The organism is Sporomusa malonica (assembly GCF_900176355.1).
GTDB classification, from domain to species: domain Bacteria; phylum Bacillota; class Negativicutes; order Sporomusales; family Sporomusaceae; genus Sporomusa; species Sporomusa malonica.
In genome coordinates, this window is the sequence record NZ_FWXI01000002.1 from 335,843 (window position 1) to 356,832 (window position 20,990).

The window sequence follows — 20,990 nt, forward strand, 5'->3', positions numbered from 1 at the left end:
GGAACATTTGTTAGAAAAGCAATTGATGAAAGGTAATGAAGCAATTGGTGAAGCTGCAGTAATTGCCGGGTGCAGGTATTATTTTGGTTATCCTATCACACCTCAATCTGAGTTAATTGAATATATGGCCAGGCGTCTTCCGGCAGTCGGGGGTACGTTTCTTCAAGCGGAAAGTGAGATTGCTGCTATTAATATGGTCTATGGCGCTGCTGGTGCTGGAGCCAGGGTTATGACTTCTTCATCAAGTCCTGGCGTAAGTTTAAAACAAGAGGGAATTTCCTATATAGCGGCAGGTGAATTGCCTTGTGTGATTGTCAACATCATGCGGGGTGGACCTGGACTAGGTGGCATCCAGCCGGGACAAGCCGATTATTTTCAGGCCACCAAAGGCGGCGGGCACGGTGATTATCACTGTATCGTAGTTGCGCCAAGCAGTGTACAGGAAATGACAGATTTAACTATACACGCGTTTAACTTAGCTGATCAATATCGTAATCCAGTTATGATTTTAGGTGATGGTGCTCTCGGTCAAATGATAGAACCGGTCACATTTCTTGATATTCCGCAATTTACGGCTGATAAGTCGTGGGCTACAACCGGGATGGGAGAACGCAATAAGCCAAACAGTATTAATACACTATATCTTGAGCCTGAAACACTAGAACAGGTTAATACAAAATTGCAGCACAAGTACCAAGTCATAGAGCAGCAAGAAGTACGTTGGGAAACCAGCTATACTGACGATGCTGATTTAATACTTGTTGCTTACGGAATTACTTCGCGTATTGCAACTTCAGCAGTAGAAATGGCTAGGGCTGCCGGACATAAAGTGGGTTTGTTTCGCCCGATTACCCTTTGGCCGTTTCCTAAACAAGCGTTAGCCGATATAGTGGCAAAAGCATCGGCTGTCTTAACAGTAGAACTTAGTGCCGGACAGATGGTGGAAGATGTAAATCTTGCAATCAAGTGCTCGAAACCCGTATATTTCCATGGCCGCACCGGTGGCATGATGATGAGCTCTCGGGATATCTATGAAAAAATAGTAGACATACTTGTAGCTGGGAGAGGTGAGTAAAGTGGAAGGTAAAGTGTTTACGAGACCACAAGCTCTGACAGATGCAGCAACACATTACTGTCCTGGTTGCCAGCATGGTTTGGTTCATCGTTTGGTAGCAGAAGTAATTGATGAATTATCTATTAAAAAAAAGACAATTGGTGTAGTACCTGTTGGCTGTTCTGTAATGGCTGATCAATATTTTAATGTTGATGTTCAGCAAGCTGCACACGGACGGGCACCTGCAGTAGCAACCGGGATTAAACGAGTACACCCTGATTGTGTGGTATTCTCGTATCAAGGGGATGGTGACATTGCAGCTATCGGCATGGCAGAAATTGTACATGCTGCCGCACGCGGTGAGCAGATAACGACGATATTTGTCAATAACGCTATATATGGGATGACAGGTGGACAAATGGCACCTACGACGCTGGTAAATCAAGTTACGGCTACATCACCAACTGGTCGCCAGTTAGAAACAGCTGGTTACCCTATCCGGCTTGCGGAAATGCTAGCCACCCTGGATGGCGCAAAATACATTGCCCGCGTTTCGGTAAATGACCCTGTCAATATGAATAAAGCCAAGGATGCAATTAGAGCTGCTTTCAAGACGCAAATTCGTGGTGATGGTTTTGCCATGGTAGAAGTCTTGGCTACGTGCCCGACTAATTGGGGGGTATCGCCTGTCGATGCCAAACAGTGGCTAAAAGAAAACATGCTTCCGCAATTCCCGCTTGGAGTCTATAAAAATAGTGGGGTGGAACAATAATGAGACATGAAATAATTATGTCCGGATTTGGCGGGCAAGGGGTTATGGTTATGGGTCAGCTTCTGACTCAGGCTGGGATGATGGAAAACAAAAATGTATCATGGATGCCATCCTATGGTCCAGAGATGCGAGGCGGAACGGCCAATTGCTCTGTAATCATTTCCGATGAAAAAGTTGGTGAACCTACTGTGAGTGAACCATCGGCTGCAATAATAATGAACTCACCGTCACTGGACAAATTTGAACCGATACTAAAGTCCAATGGAATTATGATTATTAATAGTTCTCTTGTTGATAAAGCAGCGGAGCGCAAAGATATTCAGGACTATTGTGTACCGATAAACGATATTGCCAATGAACTAGGGAGCATTAAGATGATCAATATGGTTGCTTTGGGGGCATTGTTGGCTGCTACAGGTATCGTGGCAAATGAATCGCTAATTCAAGCGTTTGCTAAAAAGTTTATATCTAAACCCAAGCTTGTATCTGTAAATGTTGAGGCCTTTAGCAGGGGCTATGAGTTTGTGGTGAAGAGTAAGAATGATCGAAAGAGTAAGTGCCAAGGTTAGTGAGAAGGGGAATATGGCGATGGCGTATACGATTTTAACGATAAACCCCGGATCTACTTCAACTAAAATCGGCGTTTATAACGATGCAGTTGAGTTCTGGAGTGAAAAAATCATTCATGATACAGGTGAACTAAGTAGATTTGCCTCAGTAAACGCACAATACCAGCATCGTCTGGATAAAATTAAGGAAAAACTCCGGCACAGTGGTGTGGGGCTAAGCGAATTTGATGCTTTTGTTGCTAGGGGTGGTTTATTAAAACCGGTAATGGGTGGAACCTATGCAATTAATGAGGGCATGTTGGCTGATTTGAGGGAGTCAAGGTATGGCACCCATGCCTCTAATCTGGGAGCGTTATTGGCACAGAGTTTAGCTATGGAAATGCATAAGCCAGCTTTTATCGTGGATCCAGTCGTGGTAGATGAATTGAAGCCTGTCGCTCGTATTACAGGCCGACCGGAGATAAAAAAACGCAGCATTTTTCATGCGCTCAATCAAAAAGCAATTGCGCATAGGTTAGCAAACCAGGTTAACCGTCCGTATGAAGAGCTTACTTTGATTGTGGCTCATTTAGGTGGGGGTATTTCTGTTGGGTGCCATAATAAGGGGCGTGTTATTGAAGTTAATAACTCATTAGATGGCGAGGGGCCGTTTTCGCCGGAGCGGGCAGGAACGGTGCAGGCTGCGCAATTTGCCGAGTTATTATTCACACTCAACCTAGATAGAGAGCGGGTAACAAAGCTGCTTGCTGGGCAGGGGGGGCTTGTGGCTCACTTGGGAACTAACGATGTGCGGGAGGTTGAAAATCGCATAACAGCTGGTGACGATGAGGTAAAGCTTATATATGATGCCATGATTTATCAGATCGCACGCTTTATTGCAGCTGCAGCTGTTCCCGTCAGTGGCTGTGTCGATTACATTGCTATTACTGGTGGTATGGCCCATTCAGAATATATTATAAAAGAACTGACTGAGTATATTTCCTTCATTGCACCCGTTAAGATTTTTCCAGGTGAAGATGAACTTAAAGCACTGGCCGAAGGAGCACTCCGGGTGTTACGGGGGGATGAAGAATGTCGGGAGTACATATAGTACTATAACAGACTAAAGCTGAATACTTAGTAGGGCATCGGTATTTATACTGGTGCCCTACTTACTTTCAGGATGTTTTGGATCTCTTTGGTGGGATAAGTTAGCATATATGTAAAATACTTATTTTAATGTACGAATTTTGAAGGAATGTGAAAATTTATATTGAAAAATAGATAATACGATCTCAAAAGCGAAAGCTGTTCAGCATGGATGAACATAGGCGAAGATTTTGTAACCATCAGCAAGAAGGGGGTGGTATCCGGAGATGACAGAAATTAGTCAACTTGGAAAACAGCAATTGTTTGAATGGGGCTCTATTCTCTGGTTTGTTGAACCCGGCAATCTGGATGTTGAGCGAATGAGCGTTGGCCTTGTAACTTTTAAGCCTAACACGATACAAGAGGAGCATCTTCATTTCGGGGATGAGCAAGTCATATATGTTGTTTCCGGCAATGGTAAGCAGATTATTGACGGAAATTCTTGTACACTAAAGACGGGGGATATCAGGCATATGTCTCCCTATACACGGCACAAGGTGTTTAATGATTCAACAGAAGAACTGAAATTACTCATCGTCTATACTCCCTCCAAATTTCAAAGGTTATTGTCTCAGCCAATCGAATCAGCCAGTTTTATTGATAGCAGCGATATTAGAACTTTTCTTGATTTTGAAATAATCGCGGGGTTGCTAAATAGATTATCCGAGGCATTAGGACTTAGTCTGGCTATTCTTGATACCGCTGGTGAGTTTATTATTAAAACCGACAACTACCCTGAATTTTGCTGTTTACTCCATGAGGCCAGTTTTGGTAGCCACTGCCGCCAACGCATTCAAAAAGTATTTGCGGAAATTGAGGACATCGGAAAAACACATTTATTCTTATGTTGTAACGATATTGCCAGTATTATAATACCAATTCTAAGCGGAAAGTCGGTTAACGGATATATCAAATGTGGGGAAGTATTTTTAACAAAACCAGACAGTGAGCGCATGCTATGTTCACTCCGTGAGGTAGCGGCTATGTATCAATTGCCGTCCGACATTGTTTTGAATAGTGCCTTAGCAATCAGAACTGAGCCCAAAAGCCGGCTGTATGCGGCGGCTGAGGCTACTTTCGCCATAGCCAACTGCATTGCCGAGATGACAAGCACGGCATTACGACAAAAAGAATTAGACAATAGCCAGCTTTCGCTGATTAAGGAACAGATGGCAACTGCAAAGCTAGAAAAGGCGCTGCAAGAGTCTGATTTAAAATTGCTGCAATCTCAAATTAACCCGCATTTCTTATTCAACACACTTAATACGATTGCCCATCTTGCATATATTGACGGAACTGAGAAGGTAGCCAAACTTGTTTGGAGCTTGGCTGATTTACTGCGATTTACTTTGCATAAACCGGAACAGCTAATTCCGTTTCATGAGGAAATGAGGATGCTTAATAGTTTCCTGGATATTCAGCAAGCACGGTTTGGTAAACATCTCAATATCATTATGGACATTGAACAAGGTCTTGATAAGGTGTTTGTTCCTGGAATGTTATTTCAACCGCTGCTTGAAAATGCTATCATTCATGGAATTGAGTTAAATACACAACCGGGGCTGATTAAGGTAACTATAAAACGCCGAGGGGATAAACTATGCTGCCGTATCGAGGATAACGGCACTGGCTTTGATCCTCAAGCCATAGGGAGAAAAAAGCAAGGTATCGGCATAAACAGTGTTAAGAATCGTTTGAAGTATTACTATAATGATGAATATGAGTTTGTTCTTACAAGTCAGCCGGGGAAAGGCACTGTTGTTGAGCTCGTTTTTCCGATAGGTGGTAATGAAAATGCATGATATTAGAGTATTAGTGGCAGACGATGAGTCCACAGTCAGAACATTCATCCAAACTGTCATCAATAAAGAAAAAATGCCTGTGTCTGCTTTTGCAGAAGCTGAAAACGGGGTGGATGCCGTAAGAATTGCTCGTGATTTTAAGCCAGACTTGGTTTTTCTCGATATACGAATGCCTGGCTTAGATGGAATCCAGGTGGCTGAGATTCTATTAGCTGATGAATCTAAGGCAAATGTTGTTATTGTATCGGCGTACAATGAGTTTGAGTATGCCAGAGCAGCCTTTAAGGCTGGGGTCGACGATTACATTCTGAAACCGATAAGACCTGAAGAAGTAATGGAAGTAATCAAAAAAACTGCTGAAAAATGTGAAATGGTTTGTGGGAATGATACCAATCAGCTTTCTATCAAAACACCGACTCTTGTTAAGGCAGTAATTGATTATGTTGAAGAGAATGTAAGCAGACAACTGCAATTGCGAGATATTGCACGGGCTGTCTTTGTAAGTCCTTGCCATCTTAGCCGAACATTCAAATACTTAACAGGACAATCCATAGTGGATTATATCCAGGAGCAACGATTAGTAAAGGCGAGTGAGCTGCTAACCACAACTGATTTTTCAATAACGGAAGTAGCTGGCCGGGTAGGCTTTAATGATGCAGCCTACTTTGCAACCTGTTTTAAAAATAAAATAGGTACTACACCAATGCAGTACCGGAAAATACAAGAAATTAAAAATAAATAGCAATAAAATGAACAATACAGATACAATGGCTGTATTGTTTTTTTTGTTCGCATGATATTAAATACTTTAGACAACTTACTAAATGATTAATTTAATAAAACTATTTATCATAAAATTAAATCTATTTAAAGGGAGAGGATTTATAAATGCGCAGTGATATTGTAAAAAAAGGATCAACACGGGCTGCTCATCGTTCTTTGTTTTACGCAATGGGTTATACTCCTGGTGATTTGAAGAAGCCGCTAATTGGTATTGTTAACGCTTTTAACGAAATAATCCCCGGACATTTTCATTTGCGTGACATTGCCGATGCAGTAAAACTAGGAGTGGCTGCGGCCGGTGGCACTCCGGTAGAATTCCCGGCAATTGGTATTTGCGATGGAATTGCTATGGGCCATGACGGGATGAAGTATCCTTTGCCCAGCCGGGAATTAATTGCCGACTCCATCGAAGCTATGGCAACAGGGCATGGGTTTGACGGTCTGGTGCTTATCCCTAACTGCGATAAAATTGTTCCTGGTATGCTGATGGCCGCTGCACGGGTAAATATTCCTGCGATTGTAGTTAGCGGTGGTCCTATGATGGCAGGCCGTTACAAGGGACGTGATGTGAGTGTTAGTACCATGTTCGAGGCGGCTGGGCTTTATGAAGCCGGAAAAATAACAACTGAAGAACTTGATAGTATGGAAAAATCCGCTTGCCCAGGTTGTGGTTCTTGCGCCGGTCTATTTACTGCCAATACTATGAACTGCCTTACTGAGGCATTAGGTATGGGTTTGCCAGGTAATGGCACAATACCGGCCGCTCAATTTGGTGCCCGCCGCATGCTGGCCAAAACAGCGGGACAAACGATTGTTGATTTGATAGAAAAAGATATAAAACCCCGTGATATTATGACCAAAAAAGCATTTGCCAATGCCATTGCAGTAGATATGGGGATAGGCGGTTCATCCAATACTGTTTTACATTTACCGGCAATTGCTTATGAGGCTGGAATTGAATTACCACTCGAACTGTTTGATACAATAAGCGGTAAAACCCCGTATATTACCAAACTTAGTCCTGGCGGTACCCACCATATTCAGGATCTTAATGAAGCCGGTGGTATATCTGCTGTTATGAAGGAACTTGACAAACTTGGACTTATTCATACCGATGTAATCACGGTAACTGGTAGATTGAGCGAACGGATAAGGTCTGCAGATATTGAACGAACAGATGTTATTAAGACTGTTGAACAACCTTATCGCCGGACTGGCGGAATTGCGATTCTCAAGGGGAATTTAGCTCCTGATGGTGCTGTGGTCAAGGAAAGCGCAGTTGCTGAGGATATGCTTGTATTTAAAGGTACTGCTCGTGTTTTTAATTCTGAAGATGAAGCTATTGAATCCATTCTTGCTAGAAAGATCAAAGATGGTGATGTGATCGTTATCCGGTATGAAGGCCCCCAAGGAGGGCCGGGGATGCGTGAGATGCTTAACCCCACAGCGATTATTACTGGAATGGGACTGAAAGTAGCATTACTAACCGATGGACGGTTTAGTGGTGCGACCCGGGGCGCCTGTATTGGTCATATTGCACCTGAAGCAATGGCAGAAGGGCCTATTGGACTAATAAAAGATGGCGATACGATTGCAATTGACATCCCGGGACGGATGCTCAATGTTGAATTAAGTGATGCCGAACTTGCCGCGCGTAAGGCAACTTGGGTAAAGCCGGCACCGAGGGTCACAACCGGGTATCTTGCACGTTACGCCAAACTTGTTACATCAGCCAAAACCGGCGCTGTATTGAAGTAGGGAGGAATTATTGTGGAAAAATTAGAAAAAGCGTCGCAATTTATTACGAAGTTATTTCCGGTATGGGTTATCGTTTTTGCTGCTATTGCCTTTTTATCGCCCAATCCGTTTAAGCCTTTTGGCACCTTTATTCCGTATTTGCTCGGATTGATTATGCTAGGTATGGGGCTAACCATGAGCCTAGATGATTTTAAACTGGTCTTTACCAGACCGAAAGATGTAATCTATGGGGTAATCTTACGTTTTGTTATTATGCCTGGTGTTGCATTTGTTGTTGCCAAATTAATGGGTTTGCCGCCCTCTTTGGCGGCCGGCCTAATTCTTGTAGGTGCTTGTCCCAGTGGCACAGCCTCTAATGTCATGACGTTTATCGCCAAGGGAGATACCGCGCTATCGGTAACTGTTTCCAGTATTAACACGGTTTTGGCACCTTTTCTAACTCCTTATATCTTCTTGCTGCTGGCCGGCACGCTGATTCCGATTAATGCTGAGGCATTACTTGCAGACATTCTCAAAATTGTATTATTCCCTGTGGCTCTTGGTATTTTGATTCGGATATTTGCTGCTGATTTTGTTGAGCGAGTTATGAAAATTATTCCACTTGTTTCAGTGTTATCTATCATCGCTATTATTACGATAGTTGTTGCCTTAAGTGCCGCCAAACTGGCGACTGTCGCTGCCATCGGCTTTATCGCTGTCGCTCTGCATAATGGATTGGGTTTAGGGCTTGGGTATGGCGCTTCCAGAACACTGGGAATGACTCACAAAAAGTCAAAAGCATTGGCTTTTGAAATTGGAATGGAGAACTCAGGGCTGGCAGTGGCGCTGGCAATAGCGCATCTTGACCCAGTAGCTGCGATTCCAGGTGCTATTTTTAGTGTATGGCATAATTTCACTGGATCCTTACTTGCTGGTTATTGGCGTTCAAAGGATTCCGAAGAGCAAATTAGCTCAAATGAAATTAGCGCCTAAACTACAATGCAGCCCCGGTGACGGGGCTGCTTACACTAATCATTAATGAGGTGATGGGAGACGTGCTTAGCGAAAAATGGCGGTATAACGAGATGGTGCATTCCGGGGTTGATTTTTCCGACAGTAATGAAGTGCAAGTTTATGATTCTTACATGCAGAAACTTAGAGACATATCGCCCGAAGTAAAGAAAATGAAAGATGTGCTTCAACTGGGCACTAATGACATTGTTTTAGATATTGGGGCAGGTACTGGAGAAATGGCTATTGGGTTGGCTGCTCACTGTAAGCATGTACTGGCTTTTGATATTTCTGCCGTTATGATCGAATGTGCAAAGCAAAAAGCGATAAAACGCCAGTGTAATAATATCACTTTTGCGCAGGCTGGATTTTTAACATTTATGCAACCTCTGCATTCGATAGATCGAATAATATCTCAATTTGCCCTGCATCATTTACCTGATTTCTGGAAGTTCGTGGGTTTACAACAAATACATTCCGCCTTGAAGCCAGGTGGGATATTTTGCCTGCAAGATGCTGTGTTACCGGTAAAGAATGACTATGAATCGTATTTTTCTGAAGTAGTTAGGCAGGTTGAGGGCGGGGGCGGTTCAAAAGTAGCCAGGGATACAGAGAAAACCTTCCGTGACGAGTACCTGACCTTAGATTGGATACTGGAAGGCTTGCTGGAAAAGGCTGGTTTCAGAATCGTTAGTAGAGAGTATGGAGCTCCTTTTGTAGGTACTTATCTCTGCACAAAATAAGAGTTCAATAAATTCGGGAGGCAAGGTGATGATTGTCCTTGACCAACTTGTTAGCTTAGTGCCGGTCATCAGAAGTCTATTTATGGCTGATACCGGGATTAGCATTACCGATAAGGAAAAAATTGTTTACTATCAACCTGGCCAAAACCTTGACCTCAAGGTAGTGTTAGGCTCTCCTTTAAGCGAAGATATGATTACAAGTCAGGCAATGAAAAAACGATGCCGTGTTGTTAAACGAATGGATGCTTCGCTTTGGGGGATGCCCTTTATTGCGTTGGCAGTGCCGATTACTGACGAATATGGTGAAGTCGTGGGAGCCATTTCAGTGCAAGAAACTGTAGAAAGGCAAGAAGCCTTGCAACAAATGGCAAGTTCTCTTACAGATAGTATTACGATACTTGCCAGTACAACTGAAGAGATATCCGCACAGTCCCAAGAAATTGCAGCAACTTGTCAAAGCCTATCATCGCAGATTGAAGGCTCTATGGCAAGAGCTAAAGCAACGGACAAAGTAGTAGGTTATATTCAAGAAATTTCTAGTCAAACGAATTTACTGGGGCTAAATGCTGCTATTGAAGCAGCGCGGGTAGGCGAGCAGGGACGGGGGTTTGGTGTAGTTGCTGAAGAAATCCGGAAATTGGCGACAAGCAGTGCGGAGTCAGTTCAAAAGATCAGACAAATTCTTCTGGATATACAATCCGATAGTAGTATGATCAGTCGACAAATTGGTCAGATAGAAGCGGTTGTGTCAGACTTGGCTGGCGCTATCGCCCAAATAGCTGCAGCAGTACAACAGAGTGCAACTGACGCAAATAAACTTGATATTCTTGCACGGCAACTAGATGAGGAAGCAAGTACTACGCCTAATTAGTGTCACACGTGATATGTTGGTTCGTTAAAGCTGGGGGGGATTCTTGCGATCTCAGAACTTTTTTTGATTCGCACTAGCAAAATAGAAGAGATGCCAATTTCGTTAAATCGATGGTTTTTTGCAAGTTAACTTTGTTGGAAATAAATTGGCTATAACATGCAGGTTCTTTTCTTTGTCTTTGAAATCTCTTCAAGGAATAGGAGTTACCCAGAAGACGAAAACATGATTATACTGAAATAAAGATTATAGAATGATCAGTGCTTTTTGGAATGATCTTTGGGGGCATTTTACCTGATCCGCTAAAACGTTCAGCCAAAAATTTTTGATAACAAAAGTTTTGCGCCTGGCTGGTGTTGGTTCGCCTCCACCACAATTTGGAAATTAGTAAAACCCGCGAATTTATCGCGGGTTTTTTGCTACGGTGAGGGGGTTAGGTGTTAGAGGACCGAGAGTTATGATTTACTTTAAAAGGAGGCTATTGGGATGAGCATAAAAAACTAATGAATAGAGTACACATACACGGCTCCCTCATTCCAGCCGCCCACGTAAAGAGTGTCTTCGTGGACGAGGAGAGCCACGCATCCGCCAATGTTATTTGCTACGATTTCTGTTGAACCGTCCGGTGCAATCCGACGTACGCAGTCATCGCCATTATCAACAGCAAAAATTTCATTTTGACGGCTGATGTCAATGCCAACACCGGGACGCCCAAACTGAGTTGAAAAGATGCTAATTGCCCTTTCCGGTGTCACTTTGATAATGCCTCCGCCATAATTGGTGACATAGAGATTTCCCTCCCTGTCTTCGGCGACGCCGACAGGAGTACGCATATCTTTTGCTAGCAATTCAATTTTTCCAGAGGCGGTTATTATTACAATCTCGTTACTGCTTCTATTACTCACTAACAGGTCGCCGGCGTGATTAAAGACTATACCGGTAGGTGTATGCAGTCCTTGGGCAAATATACTTTTTTCTCCCGCTGGCGTGATTTTATAAATAACATCCCGCGAATAGTCGGCAACGTATAAATTGTCCGCCTGGTCGAAAGCCAAGCCTGCCGGAGAACCCATACCATCAGCAAACGTGCTGTAGTTACCTGCTATATCTACCCTGGTAACAGAGCCTCCACTCCAATTTGATACATAAAGATTGCCGCTATGGTCTATGGCAAGCCCTGTAGGAGCTTGAAAGCCTTTATAGGTTTTCCTCAGCGTCATTACTGCGTCTTTGGCTGTGGGTTGATTTCGTACTTCCTGGGTGGTCGGGCTAAGGTTGGCTATTGATTTAGGTGTCGAGGCCGGCTCTTGTCCGGCTATGCCGAAAGAGCAGCCTGTAACAGATAAAAGAGCCACAATAGCAAGGGGCAGTAATCGTTGCATTTATCTTCCTCCTTTGACTGCTTTTTGATTATGCAGGGAACCTCCGGCATAACTGAATACCGGTGCCCCCAAACTAAAGGCAAATGTTTCCCCGTCAACAGCGCCCACAGTCTCATTGCTGTCGTAAAGCGCCAGCAGTAAATCTGCCATTTGTTCACTGGTATGGTAGTGGGCAAAACTCTTGTCATAATCATACTCCGCTACATCGTTGGCGATTTTACCAAACTCTGTTTGCGTCGCGGCAGGGGCCAGTACTTTTGCCTTTAGTTCGGCTTGCTCCGCCCTTAATTCATGGGCCAGCCCTTCGGTAAAGGCGCTTACGTAGAATTTGGCCGCACAATAGGTAACGGCGTTGGGGACTATACAATAGCCGCCCCGAGAGGAAATATTAATGAGCTGAGATCCGGGAACATCCTTGTAATCCCGGACATAGAGCGAGGATAAAAGGGTCAGGGCTTCCACATTGAGGCGCAGCATGGTTTCCATTTTGCTCAAATCCTGCTGAGCCACACTGTCATAATTACCAAAGCCCGCATTATTAATCCAGGTTTCAATCGGATACTCTGTTACCTCCTGATAGAGTTGATACACATTTGCGGGAATGGATAAATCACAGACTTTTACTATGACATCCACGGCCGGATACTGTTCCCAAATTTCTTGTTGTAGTTTTTCCAGCTGGGTTTTGCGGCGGGCGACTACAATTACATTTTTAGTTCGCCGGGAGAACGCTTTAGCGGCTGCATAACCGATACCGGAACTGGCGCCCGTAATAACCGTATAGTTTTGGGTGTTATTCATTTGTAAAACCTCCTGTTCTTTGGTATGCTTATACTGTACAATCTAGAGTAAACTCTAGGTCAAGTCTTTTGCGGAGGTGTGTGAAATGAATTATTCCATTGGCGATTTTTCGGCCATTACTGGGATTAGTATTTATACGCTGCGGTACTATGAAAAGGAGAGCCTGATTATTCCGGCGCGAAAAGAAAACGGCAGACGCAGTTATGCGGAAAGTGATATTGCGTGGATACAGTTTATCAAACGATTGAAAGATACCGGTATGCCAATCAGGGAAATTCAAAAATATGCTAAGCTCCGGGCTCAAGGCGTTACGACAATGGCTGATCGCATGGAAATGCTGGCAAGGCACCGGGCTGTTCTCAAGGAAGAGATAGGAAAGCTGGAGGAACATCTTAGCAACCTGGATGATAAAATTACCTATTATCGGACGGAGATAAGGAAATGTACCAATCTGCGGGAAGACAGAAGGACAGCGGAAGTGTCTTGCTGTACATGAATAAAATGTTATGGTTACCTTGAGGTGTTAAAAGTGGTAAGGACGAAAAGGGCGGATTTGCAAGGTCACGGATCGCCTCTATCAATTGGAATTTGAGTAAATAAATGTAAAATATTTTAAGCATAAGTTTGCCAAAGTGGTAGGCTTATGCTTAATTGTTTTGTATAATTAGTTTTAAGATATCAATTATAATTTATTAAAAAACTCTTATCTTAAGGTTGAACTTTTTTTATATATAGCGTTTTTAGATACTTTATTCCTAAAGCAGGCTTTTCTCCAAGACCGCTATGACAGAATCAGTGGATATAATTTTTAACGAAAGCAATTTTGATGAGATTTTAAGTGGACGGTCGGAAATTCGTAATAAAGTAATTGCTCGTGTATTTAAAGAAGGTGAATTAATTGAATAATGGGGGCGAGGTATTCAGCAAATCAATAGATTATGCTTGGAAAATGGCCTAAGACAGCCGGATATAATGTTCATTATAACTGAAAGGTTAAGCTACGTGGATGCATATTCAGCGCCAATGAGCGTTGCAACACTTCAGGTCATGGTTTATCAGCTGATACACAACGTCTGGTTTTATCTCCTGACGTCGGCCGTGCTCCTTTGGGCTGAAGATTATGGCCGAACGGGCAGCGGAAGTCGGCGGACACCTGGAGATCCAATCAAAGCCGGGCGCGGGAACGAAAGTGACAGTCCAGTTCAATCTGGAAAACTCGGAAAGCAAGGTGGAAAGCGATGAAGATACTGCTGGTCGATGACCAGGCCCTGGTGCTGGAAGGACTGCGGAGTTTCCTGTTGGCCAAAGGTTATGAGGTGGTAGGCACGGCGCGAAATGGGGCAGAGGCATTGGTCAAATTCGAAATGCTCAGACCCGAGCTTGTGCTGATGGATATCCAGATGGAAGGCTGTAACGGAATTGAGGCCACAAGGATAATCAAAAGAGACTACCCTGACGCCAAAATAGTGATGCTCACCGCCATCGAGACCGATCGGAACCTGATCGCGGCCATTCAGGCCGGCGCGGAAGGGTATCTGCTCAAAGACATGGAGCCGGATAGCTTTATCGGCCATCTCGCCGCAATCACCACCGGCGAGATGCCGTTCGCGCCGGGGCTGGCCAGGCGGCTGCTGAAAAAGCTGAGCGACCACCGTCCAAGGGAAGGGGACAGCGGGGAGGCGCGTAAGCTGACCAAGCGGCAAACCGAACTGCTACAGCTTCTGGCGCAGGGGTTAACCTACAAGGAAATTGCCGGTCAATTGGGGTTGGCGGTGGATACGGTGAGGTATCACATCAAGGAAATATTGGCCAAGACGCAGCTGGCTAACCGGGTGCAACTGATCGCGAACATCTCGCGGCTTACGCCAGACGAGGAAGACACCGGCCGATAAACCGTCCTTGGGGCGTATAGACTAACGAAAGTGGTAGTGGACGACTACCACTTTTTCTTTTTTTCGACTACCACAAAAGGAGGTATGGGAAAAAGGAGAATTTGCTATTATGGAATTCAATGGGATAACCTTGCACTAATTTGGAAGTCGGGTGAACAAGATGAAAAAAGGCTTGGAGGTAGGAATATGCGGCATAGGCCCGATTTGGGAGGAGATCGCGGAAAGCCTCCGGTGGCCGACCGTTATTGCCGCCAACCTGCGCAAACTCCCCGAGACGAAACTGATCGGCTTCAATCCCGAAGGCGATGGCATCATTGTTTTTTCCGCCAGCTGGCAGCCGGTACTGTCTGTGGAGGAACTGACACGGGTGAGCGAGTGCGGATCGGCCGGTGAAAACATGTATGAACGGAAAGTGAGGAGCAACAATGATTGATAAGCTGGCGAATCGTGAAAAAAAATATATTACTTTTGCCGTAAGCATAGCCCTAGCGGCCTGCGCGGTCTTAAGCGCCCACGCCGCGCCGCCTACTGCCGGCGCCATCCTTGAAGGGGCCAAGCCGCCGGCGGCGGTGCAACCACCGCTGGTTAAAAGCCCGGAAATCACCATCGAGGGCGGGCAGCCGCCAGCCCAGACCGGCGACCAGCAGAAAATACCCGTACGGGGCTTCCGTATCAGCGGCGAGTCACCGCTGCCAGCCGACGAGCTGTTAAACCTTATTAAAGGCGAGAGCGGCCGCGAGCTAACCCTCGGCGAGCTTAACGCGTTGGCCGGCAAGCTTACGCAGTATCTCCGCCTGCAAGGCTACATCGTGGCCTTCGCTTACATACCGGCTCAGGATATCAAGGACGGCGTCGTCGAGATCGCCGTCATCCCCGGCAAATACGGCCAGATGAAAATAACCGGTAACGGCCGCTTCAACCACGACCGGTTGCGCGCCATGCTCCACACCACCGCCCCCGGCAGCGTCATCACCAGGGAGCCGCTGGAGCGGGCATTGCTCCTGTTGAGCGACCTGAACGGCATCAGCATTAAGGCTACTCTTTCCCCCGGCGAGACAAACGGTACCGCCGACCTCATTCTCGATGTGAGCGATGCGGACAGAGTGCGCGGCGCCGTCTACGCCGACAACTGGGGCAACCGCTACACCAGCCGTAACCGTGTAGGCTTCCAGGTGACCGCCGGCAACATCGGCGGTGACGGCAACGATTTGTCCCTCGGCGGCCTAATCTCGAGCCACAATCGCCTGAATAACTATAATCTGGGCTACAGCCTCCTGGCGGGAGACGATGGCGCCCGCTTCAGCGTCAAACACTCACGGGTTAACTATACGTTAGGCGATACCTTCGCCAGCCTTGGGGCCGCCGGCCAGGCGAAGGTAACCAGCTACGACCTCACCTACCCGCTTATCCGCAGACGTGTCTTCAGCCTGTACGGCACCTTAGGCTACGACGACAAGCGCCTGCGCGACGATGTTACCGCCACCGACAGCTATTCGCCGAAAAAGAGCCGCCTAGTCAACCTGGGCCTCGCTGGCAGCTTCGCCGACAACTGGCTGGGCGGCGGCAGTAACGCCTTCAGTCTTACCCACAGCCGCGGCCGGCTCAGAATCCTGGACGCCGCCACGGCAGCCAACGATAACGCCACTGCCGCCACCGCCGGCCACTTTTTCAAAACCCTTCTCACCTACCAGCGCCAGCAATATGTGGCTGAGAATCTTAATTTCCACTTTACCTTCAGCGGCCAGTTGGCCGACAAAAACCTTGATTCGTCGGAAAAACTCTTCCTCGGCGGCGCCGACGGCGTGCGGGCTTTCCCGCAGGGGGAGGCGGCCGGGGATGAAGGCTGCAAGCTGACCGGCGAGCTGCGCTGGCGGCTGCCCGGGATGTCCACGCCCCAGGACAACGTATATCTCACCGGCTTTTATGATTACGGCAGCGTCATCATTAATCACACTCCGTGGGCGGGGGCAGGCGACAGCAACCGCCGCAGCCTGACGGGCGCCGGTGTGGGGCTTTTGTGGACGCGGACCCCGGATTTCGCGCTGCGCCTCGACTGCGCCTGGAAGATCGGTAGGGAGCAGGCGACGGCCGATGCCGACGCGAGCAACCGTATCTGGCTGCAGGGCGTAAAATATTTTTAGGATTTATAAGGAGGAGTCGTCGTGCAGAGGAAATGGAAACGGCGCTGGCAGCGGGTCATCGCTAAAGCAATCTTGCCGGTGGCGGCGGGTATGTTGCTCCTGTCGGCCTACAGCCCAGCCCTAGCCAACCCTACGGGCGGCACGGTGGCCAACGGCAGCGCGAGTATCGCGACCAGCGGTAGCACCATGATCATAAACCAAGCCACGAATAAAGCTGTTATCAACTGGCAGAGCTTTTCCATCGGTAAAGGCGAGATTGTGAATTTCGTTCAGCCATCAAGCACAGCGGTGGCGTTAAACCGGGTCGTCGGTAATAATGTGTCAAGCATCTACGGCAGCTTGAACGCCAACGGAAAGGTTTATCTCGTCAACCCCAACGGCATATTATTTTCCTCCTCCGCCCAGGTCAACGTCGGCGGCCTGGTGGCGTCAACGCTCAATATTTCCGACAGCGACTTCACGAGCGGCAAATATACCTTTGAGAAGAACGGCAGCGGTGGCAGCGTGACAAATGCGGGCAGCATCACCGCCACCAATGAGGCGGTGCTCATCGGGCCCACGGTGACCAACGAGGGCGTCATCACCGCCAAGGTGGTCGGCCTGGGGGCGGGGGACAAGGTCTCGCTCGACTTTTCCGGCGACCAACTGCTCAATGTCGCCGTCGACACCGGCGCTGCCGGTGGCAGCGCGAAGAACAGTGGCACGATAACCTCGACTGGCGGGCTGGTGGTCATGACTGCCGGCACCAAGGACGCTCTATTAAACACCGTGGTCAACAACAGCGGCGTCATCCGGGCGCAAAGCATAGCTAACGTCAACGGCGTCATCTGTTTGGAAGGCGGGAATGTGATTAACAGAGGCACTCTTGACGTCTCCGGCAAGACTTCGGGACAGACCGGCGGCGCTGTCAAAGTGCTGGGTGACACGGTGACGCTGGCGAGTGGCTCAACCATTGACGTGTCCGGCGATGCCGGCGGCGGCACCGCCCTCATCGGCGGGGCCTATCAGGGCGGAAGCCACGAATATGCGGCAACTAGCACCACGGTTGAAACGGGAACATTGATAAATGCCGACGCGATAACGACAGGGAACGGCGGCCAGGTGGTTGTCTGGGCCAACGATACCACTAATTTTGCCGGGAAGATCACTGCGAAAGGCGGCAGCATATCCGGCAACGGCGGCAATGTGGAGACGTCGGGCCACATTTTAACGGTAAGTGGCACTGTTTTGGCCGGGGCCACAAACGGTAATAACGGCTGCTGGCTTTTGGATCCTTATGATTATACAATCAACAGCGCAGCGGCGGCCAGTCTTGTGACTTCGCTGGATAGCAATACCGATGTAACGGTAAGGTCCAGCGACGGCACTTCGGGAACCGACGGCAATATTTATGTCAATTCGGCGCTGAATTGGACCGGCACCGGCACCCTGACACTGTCGGCCTACAATAACATCAACCTCAATTCCTCCATCAGCGCCGCCAATGGCGGTCTGATGCTTGCGGCCAATACCTCCGGCAGCGGAAATGGCACCACCACCGGCATCATCGTACCTGCTTCCGGCAGCAGCATCAGTGTAGGCACATTCAATCTGCAGAGCGGCACTTGGCGGGAAATCACCGGCAGTATATCGGCTTTTTACGCCAAGGACTTCCGCAGCAGCGGCGGCACCTTCATCCGTGCCCTCAGCGGCACCGGCGCGAGTACCAGTCCATACCAGATCGCCGACGTGTACGGCCTGCAGGGGGCCGGCTCCAGTGGCATGATCGGCAACTACTATACCCTGGCCAACGATATCGACGCCGGCGGCACGCAAGACTGGAACAGCGGCGCGGGCTTCGTGCCCATCGGCAACGACACGGTCGACGCCAACAACTTCACGGGCGGTTTCAACGGCGGCGGCCACACCATCAGCAATTTGTACATCAGCCGTTCGGCCACCACCCACATCGGCCTGTTTGGCTACTCCACCGGCACCATCCGTAACCTCGGGTTGATTGACGCCACGATTATTGGCAATAAGTACGTCGGCGCCCTGGTCGGTTACACCGGTGGAGGGACGATCACTAATTGTTATGTGGCCGGGACTTCCACGGTTACCGGCGCGGGCGACGTCGGCGGCCTGACCGGGGATAATTACGGGACGATTACCAATTGCTACAGCGATGTGACGGCGGTTTCCACCGGTTCCACCACCGGGGGACTGGTAGGCTGCAATAAAGGACTGATTGAAGATTCCCATAGCACGGGCAACGTAACCGGGACCGCGAACGTCGGCGGTCTGGTGGGTTATATGGGAAATACAGTCGGCACAATCACCGATTGTTATGCCACAGGTAATGTTACCGGCAGCGGTTATTATGTCGGCGGCCTGGTCGGATACAGCAAAAAAAATACCAGCGGGTCAATCAGCAACTGCTACAGTACTGGAGATGTCACCGGCGCAGGTTATGTCGGCGGGCTGGTGGGGCGCAATGAAATAAGTACGATCAGCGGCTGTTACAGCACCGGCGACGTGACGATGGCGGCCGGGACGGCAACGGCAGACACTTGGTCCGTTGGCGGTCTGATTGGCTATAACACAGGCAATATCACGGACTGTTACGCCACAGGCGATGTGGTTTCTCGTAACGGGTCCACCAAGTATGGCGCCAGCAATCTTTATGCCTGCGCCGGCGGGCTGGTGGGTGACAACGCAAGCGGGAATATCACCAGCTGTTACAGCACCGGCACAGTAACCAGCACTACCGGGCGGATAGTCGGCGGTTTGGTCGGCTGGCTCGATAGCGGCACCGTTTCGCAGTGTTATCACACTACCGGCGCGATAACCGGAAGTTATGTAGGCGTCGGGGGTTTGGTGGGATCTACCGACTCCGGCACCGTTGTCGAATATTCCTATAACACCGCGGCTGTGAAAGGGCTGGCCTGGGTTGGGGGCCTGATTGGCTATAACTCAGGTATGCTCCGTTACTCCTATAACACCGGTGCGATATCCGGAACCGGAAGCGGATATTATTATTTCGGCGGGCTGGTTGGCGTTAATGATGGTTCGATAACGGAGTGTTACAATATTGGCTCGCTGGATGGTGCCGCCGGTAATGTAAATATTGGCGGTGTGTCGGGGTCTGGTGGCTCGGTTACAGGCTGCTATTGGAGTACCGACAATAATACCAGCCTCAGTAACGACGGCTTGGGGCTGACCCTCGCCCAGATGATGCAAAAAGGCAGTTTCTCCGGCTGGGACATCGCCACCACCGGCGGCAGCAGCAGTGTCTGGCGGATCTACGAGGGCTACACCTGTCCGCTGCTACGCAATTTCCTGACGTCACTGACAGTGAGCGCCAACAGCGGTTCGCGCGAGTATGACGGCACGACCGATGCTTTGGGATTCGCCTATTCCATCACGCCGGACAGCAGTCTCCTGCTCGGCACCGTGACAGGCGCCACTGCCGGGAAAAACGTGGGTACCTACACCGTGACGCCTGACGGCCTGTATTCCAGTCAGCAGGGTTATGATATCAGTTATAGCAGCGGCACGGTGACGATCACTCCGCGAACCTTAACGGTCAGCGGATTGACGGCGGCGGATAAAATCTATGACGGAGGTATGGCGGCGACCGTGGATACAAGCGCGGCGGCGTTAGTTAATACAGTAGCGGGAGAAAGCGTGAGCTTGAGCATAATCGGTGCGACCGGGACGTTTGACGATAAGAACGTCGGGACAGATAAGACGGTAACAGTTAGTGGGCTGACGTTAAGCGGGACAGACGCGGGGAACTACACTTTGACGGCGAACACAACGGCGGATGTCACGGCGAAAATCATAACGGTCGGCGGACTAACGGCGGGCAGCCGGGTATACGACGGGACAACAGCCGCAGCGGTGAGCGGGACGCTGGACGGCGTGATCAGCAGCGATACGGTGACACTCAGCAGCGGCACCTTCGACACGAAGAATGTGGGAACCGGGAAGACGGTTACCGTGGCTAGCGGTAACTTAAGCGGTGCGGACGCGGGTAATTATACTTTGACTACGGCGAACACAACGGCGGATGTCACGGCGAAAACCATAACGGTCAGCGGACTGACGGCGGACAGCCGGGTATACGACGGGACAACGGCCGCAGCGGTGAGCGGGACGCTGGACGGCGTGATCAGCGGCGATACGGTGACACTCACCAGCGGCACCTTTGACACGAAGAATGCCGGGACAGGGAAGACGGTCACCGTGACTAGCGGTGATTTAAACGGGACAGATGCGGGTAACTATACTTTGACTGCGACCACGACGGCGGACATCACGGCGAA

General features: G+C 48.5%; 19 protein-coding genes. 17 read left to right on the forward strand and 2 right to left on the reverse strand.

Annotated features, from left to right (window positions below; all coding sequences use genetic code 11):
- Positions 1 to 7 precede the first annotated feature (7 nt).
- From B9A22_RS03555 to B9A22_RS03600, 10 genes are all read left to right on the forward strand, one after another.
- Positions 8 to 1,075 carry a 3-methyl-2-oxobutanoate dehydrogenase subunit VorB gene (locus B9A22_RS03555; RefSeq protein ID WP_084574362.1) on the forward strand — a complete coding sequence of 356 codons (1,068 nt, stop codon included), beginning with the start codon at positions 8 to 10 and terminating at the stop codon, positions 1,073 to 1,075.
- A gap of 1 nt (position 1,076) precedes the next feature.
- On the forward strand, positions 1,077 to 1,826 hold the full coding sequence (locus B9A22_RS03560) for a thiamine pyrophosphate-dependent enzyme (RefSeq protein ID WP_084574308.1): 750 nt from the start codon (positions 1,077 to 1,079) through the stop codon (positions 1,824 to 1,826).
- Positions 1,826 to 2,395 carry a 2-oxoacid:ferredoxin oxidoreductase subunit gamma family protein gene (locus tag B9A22_RS03565; RefSeq protein ID WP_084574310.1) on the forward strand — a complete coding sequence of 190 codons (570 nt, stop codon included), beginning with the start codon at positions 1,826 to 1,828 and terminating at the stop codon, positions 2,393 to 2,395. The genes B9A22_RS03560 and B9A22_RS03565 overlap by 1 nt, the downstream gene beginning before the upstream one ends.
- Positions 2,367 to 3,485, forward strand: coding sequence for a butyrate kinase (gene buk / locus B9A22_RS03570; protein WP_245823770.1), 1,119 nt, complete (start codon positions 2,367 to 2,369; stop codon positions 3,483 to 3,485). Before B9A22_RS03565 ends, buk begins: the two co-directional genes overlap by 29 nt.
- Positions 3,486 to 3,750: 265 nt before the next feature.
- Positions 3,751 to 5,325: a histidine kinase gene (locus B9A22_RS03575; protein ID WP_084574314.1), complete on the forward strand. Its 1,575-nt coding sequence runs from the start codon at positions 3,751 to 3,753 to the stop codon at positions 5,323 to 5,325.
- Positions 5,318 to 6,067: a response regulator transcription factor gene (locus B9A22_RS03580; protein ID WP_176215367.1), complete on the forward strand. Its 750-nt coding sequence runs from the start codon at positions 5,318 to 5,320 to the stop codon at positions 6,065 to 6,067. The genes B9A22_RS03575 and B9A22_RS03580 overlap by 8 nt, the downstream gene beginning before the upstream one ends.
- 146 nt (positions 6,068 to 6,213) lie before the next feature.
- Entirely contained in the window at positions 6,214 to 7,866 is a 1,653-nt protein-coding gene (gene ilvD / locus B9A22_RS03585) for a dihydroxy-acid dehydratase (RefSeq protein ID WP_084574318.1), read from the forward strand.
- Positions 7,867 to 7,878: 12 nt separating this feature from the next.
- Positions 7,879 to 8,838 (forward strand): bile acid:sodium symporter family protein, encoded by a 960-nt coding sequence (locus tag B9A22_RS03590; protein ID WP_139796146.1) that lies wholly within the window; start codon positions 7,879 to 7,881, stop codon positions 8,836 to 8,838.
- A 62-nt stretch (positions 8,839 to 8,900) separates the two neighbouring features.
- Positions 8,901 to 9,599, forward strand: a complete 699-nt coding sequence (locus B9A22_RS03595) for a class I SAM-dependent methyltransferase (protein ID WP_176215368.1) — start codon at positions 8,901 to 8,903, stop codon at positions 9,597 to 9,599.
- Between the two features lie 28 nt (positions 9,600 to 9,627).
- Positions 9,628 to 10,470: a methyl-accepting chemotaxis protein gene (locus B9A22_RS03600; RefSeq protein WP_084574324.1), complete on the forward strand. Its 843-nt coding sequence runs from the start codon at positions 9,628 to 9,630 to the stop codon at positions 10,468 to 10,470.
- Positions 10,471 to 10,967: 497 nt separating this feature from the next.
- Here B9A22_RS03600 and B9A22_RS03605 read toward each other — a convergent pair whose 3' ends face one another.
- Together B9A22_RS03605 and B9A22_RS03610 are read right to left on the reverse strand one after the other, a co-directional pair.
- A complete protein-coding gene (locus B9A22_RS03605; RefSeq protein ID WP_084574326.1) occupies positions 10,968 to 11,849 on the reverse strand; it encodes an NHL repeat-containing protein in 882 nt (293 codons plus the stop codon).
- Positions 11,850 to 12,650, reverse strand: coding sequence for an SDR family NAD(P)-dependent oxidoreductase (locus tag B9A22_RS03610; protein WP_084574328.1), 801 nt, complete (start codon positions 12,648 to 12,650; stop codon positions 11,850 to 11,852).
- An 85-nt stretch (positions 12,651 to 12,735) separates the two neighbouring features.
- On the opposite strand from B9A22_RS03610, the gene B9A22_RS03615 reads away from it, so the two are divergent.
- The 7 genes from B9A22_RS03615 to B9A22_RS03640 all read left to right on the forward strand — a co-directional run.
- Positions 12,736 to 13,146: a MerR family transcriptional regulator gene (locus tag B9A22_RS03615; protein WP_084574330.1), complete on the forward strand. Its 411-nt coding sequence runs from the start codon at positions 12,736 to 12,738 to the stop codon at positions 13,144 to 13,146.
- A 287-nt stretch (positions 13,147 to 13,433) separates the two neighbouring features.
- On the forward strand, positions 13,434 to 13,556 hold the full coding sequence (locus B9A22_RS26220) for a hypothetical protein (protein ID WP_281252340.1): 123 nt from the start codon (positions 13,434 to 13,436) through the stop codon (positions 13,554 to 13,556).
- 214 nt (positions 13,557 to 13,770) lie between these two features.
- The gene (locus B9A22_RS25220) at positions 13,771 to 13,911 is read left to right on the forward strand and encodes a hypothetical protein (protein WP_176215370.1); all 141 of its coding nucleotides are present in this window, start codon (positions 13,771 to 13,773) and stop codon (positions 13,909 to 13,911) included.
- Positions 13,889 to 14,542: a response regulator gene (locus tag B9A22_RS03625; protein WP_084574334.1), complete on the forward strand. Its 654-nt coding sequence runs from the start codon at positions 13,889 to 13,891 to the stop codon at positions 14,540 to 14,542. The genes B9A22_RS25220 and B9A22_RS03625 overlap by 23 nt, the downstream gene beginning before the upstream one ends.
- Positions 14,543 to 14,702: 160 nt before the next feature.
- A complete protein-coding gene (locus B9A22_RS03630; protein ID WP_084574336.1) occupies positions 14,703 to 14,975 on the forward strand; it encodes a hypothetical protein in 273 nt (90 codons plus the stop codon).
- Positions 14,968 to 16,683, forward strand: a complete 1,716-nt coding sequence (locus tag B9A22_RS03635) for a ShlB/FhaC/HecB family hemolysin secretion/activation protein (protein WP_084574338.1) — start codon at positions 14,968 to 14,970, stop codon at positions 16,681 to 16,683. The genes B9A22_RS03630 and B9A22_RS03635 overlap by 8 nt, the downstream gene beginning before the upstream one ends.
- A 21-nt stretch (positions 16,684 to 16,704) precedes the next feature.
- Positions 16,705 to 20,990: beta strand repeat-containing protein (locus tag B9A22_RS03640; protein WP_139796148.1), on the forward strand; the 4,286-nt coding region annotated here is incomplete at its 3' end.

What these genes read in the sequence shown, in the direction of transcription:
- B9A22_RS03600 (WP_084574324.1), top strand. Translation starts at nt 9,628, where the DNA reads ATGATTGTCCTTGACCAACTTGTTAGCTTAGTGCCGGTCATCAGAAGT.
- B9A22_RS03575 (WP_084574314.1), top strand. Translation starts at nt 3,751, where the DNA reads ATGACAGAAATTAGTCAACTTGGAAAACAGCAATTGTTTGAATGGGGC.
- B9A22_RS03635 (WP_084574338.1), top strand. Translation starts at nt 14,968, where the DNA reads ATGATTGATAAGCTGGCGAATCGTGAAAAAAAATATATTACTTTTGCC.
- B9A22_RS03630 (WP_084574336.1), top strand. Translation starts at nt 14,703, where the DNA reads ATGAAAAAAGGCTTGGAGGTAGGAATATGCGGCATAGGCCCGATTTGG.
- B9A22_RS03605 (WP_084574326.1), bottom strand. Translation starts at nt 11,849, where the DNA reads ATGCAACGATTACTGCCCCTTGCTATTGTGGCTCTTTTATCTGTTACA.
- B9A22_RS03625 (WP_084574334.1), top strand. Translation starts at nt 13,889, where the DNA reads ATGAAGATACTGCTGGTCGATGACCAGGCCCTGGTGCTGGAAGGACTG.
- B9A22_RS03610 (WP_084574328.1), bottom strand. Translation starts at nt 12,650, where the DNA reads ATGAATAACACCCAAAACTATACGGTTATTACGGGCGCCAGTTCCGGT.
- B9A22_RS03580 (WP_176215367.1), top strand. Translation starts at nt 5,318, where the DNA reads ATGCATGATATTAGAGTATTAGTGGCAGACGATGAGTCCACAGTCAGA.
- ilvD (WP_084574318.1), top strand. Translation starts at nt 6,214, where the DNA reads ATGCGCAGTGATATTGTAAAAAAAGGATCAACACGGGCTGCTCATCGT.
- B9A22_RS25220 (WP_176215370.1), top strand. Translation starts at nt 13,771, where the DNA reads ATGGCCGAACGGGCAGCGGAAGTCGGCGGACACCTGGAGATCCAATCA.
- B9A22_RS03565 (WP_084574310.1), top strand. Translation starts at nt 1,826, where the DNA reads ATGAGACATGAAATAATTATGTCCGGATTTGGCGGGCAAGGGGTTATG.
- B9A22_RS03615 (WP_084574330.1), top strand. Translation starts at nt 12,736, where the DNA reads ATGAATTATTCCATTGGCGATTTTTCGGCCATTACTGGGATTAGTATT.
- B9A22_RS26220 (WP_281252340.1), top strand. Translation starts at nt 13,434, where the DNA reads ATGACAGAATCAGTGGATATAATTTTTAACGAAAGCAATTTTGATGAG.
- buk (WP_245823770.1), top strand. Translation starts at nt 2,367, where the DNA reads ATGATCGAAAGAGTAAGTGCCAAGGTTAGTGAGAAGGGGAATATGGCG.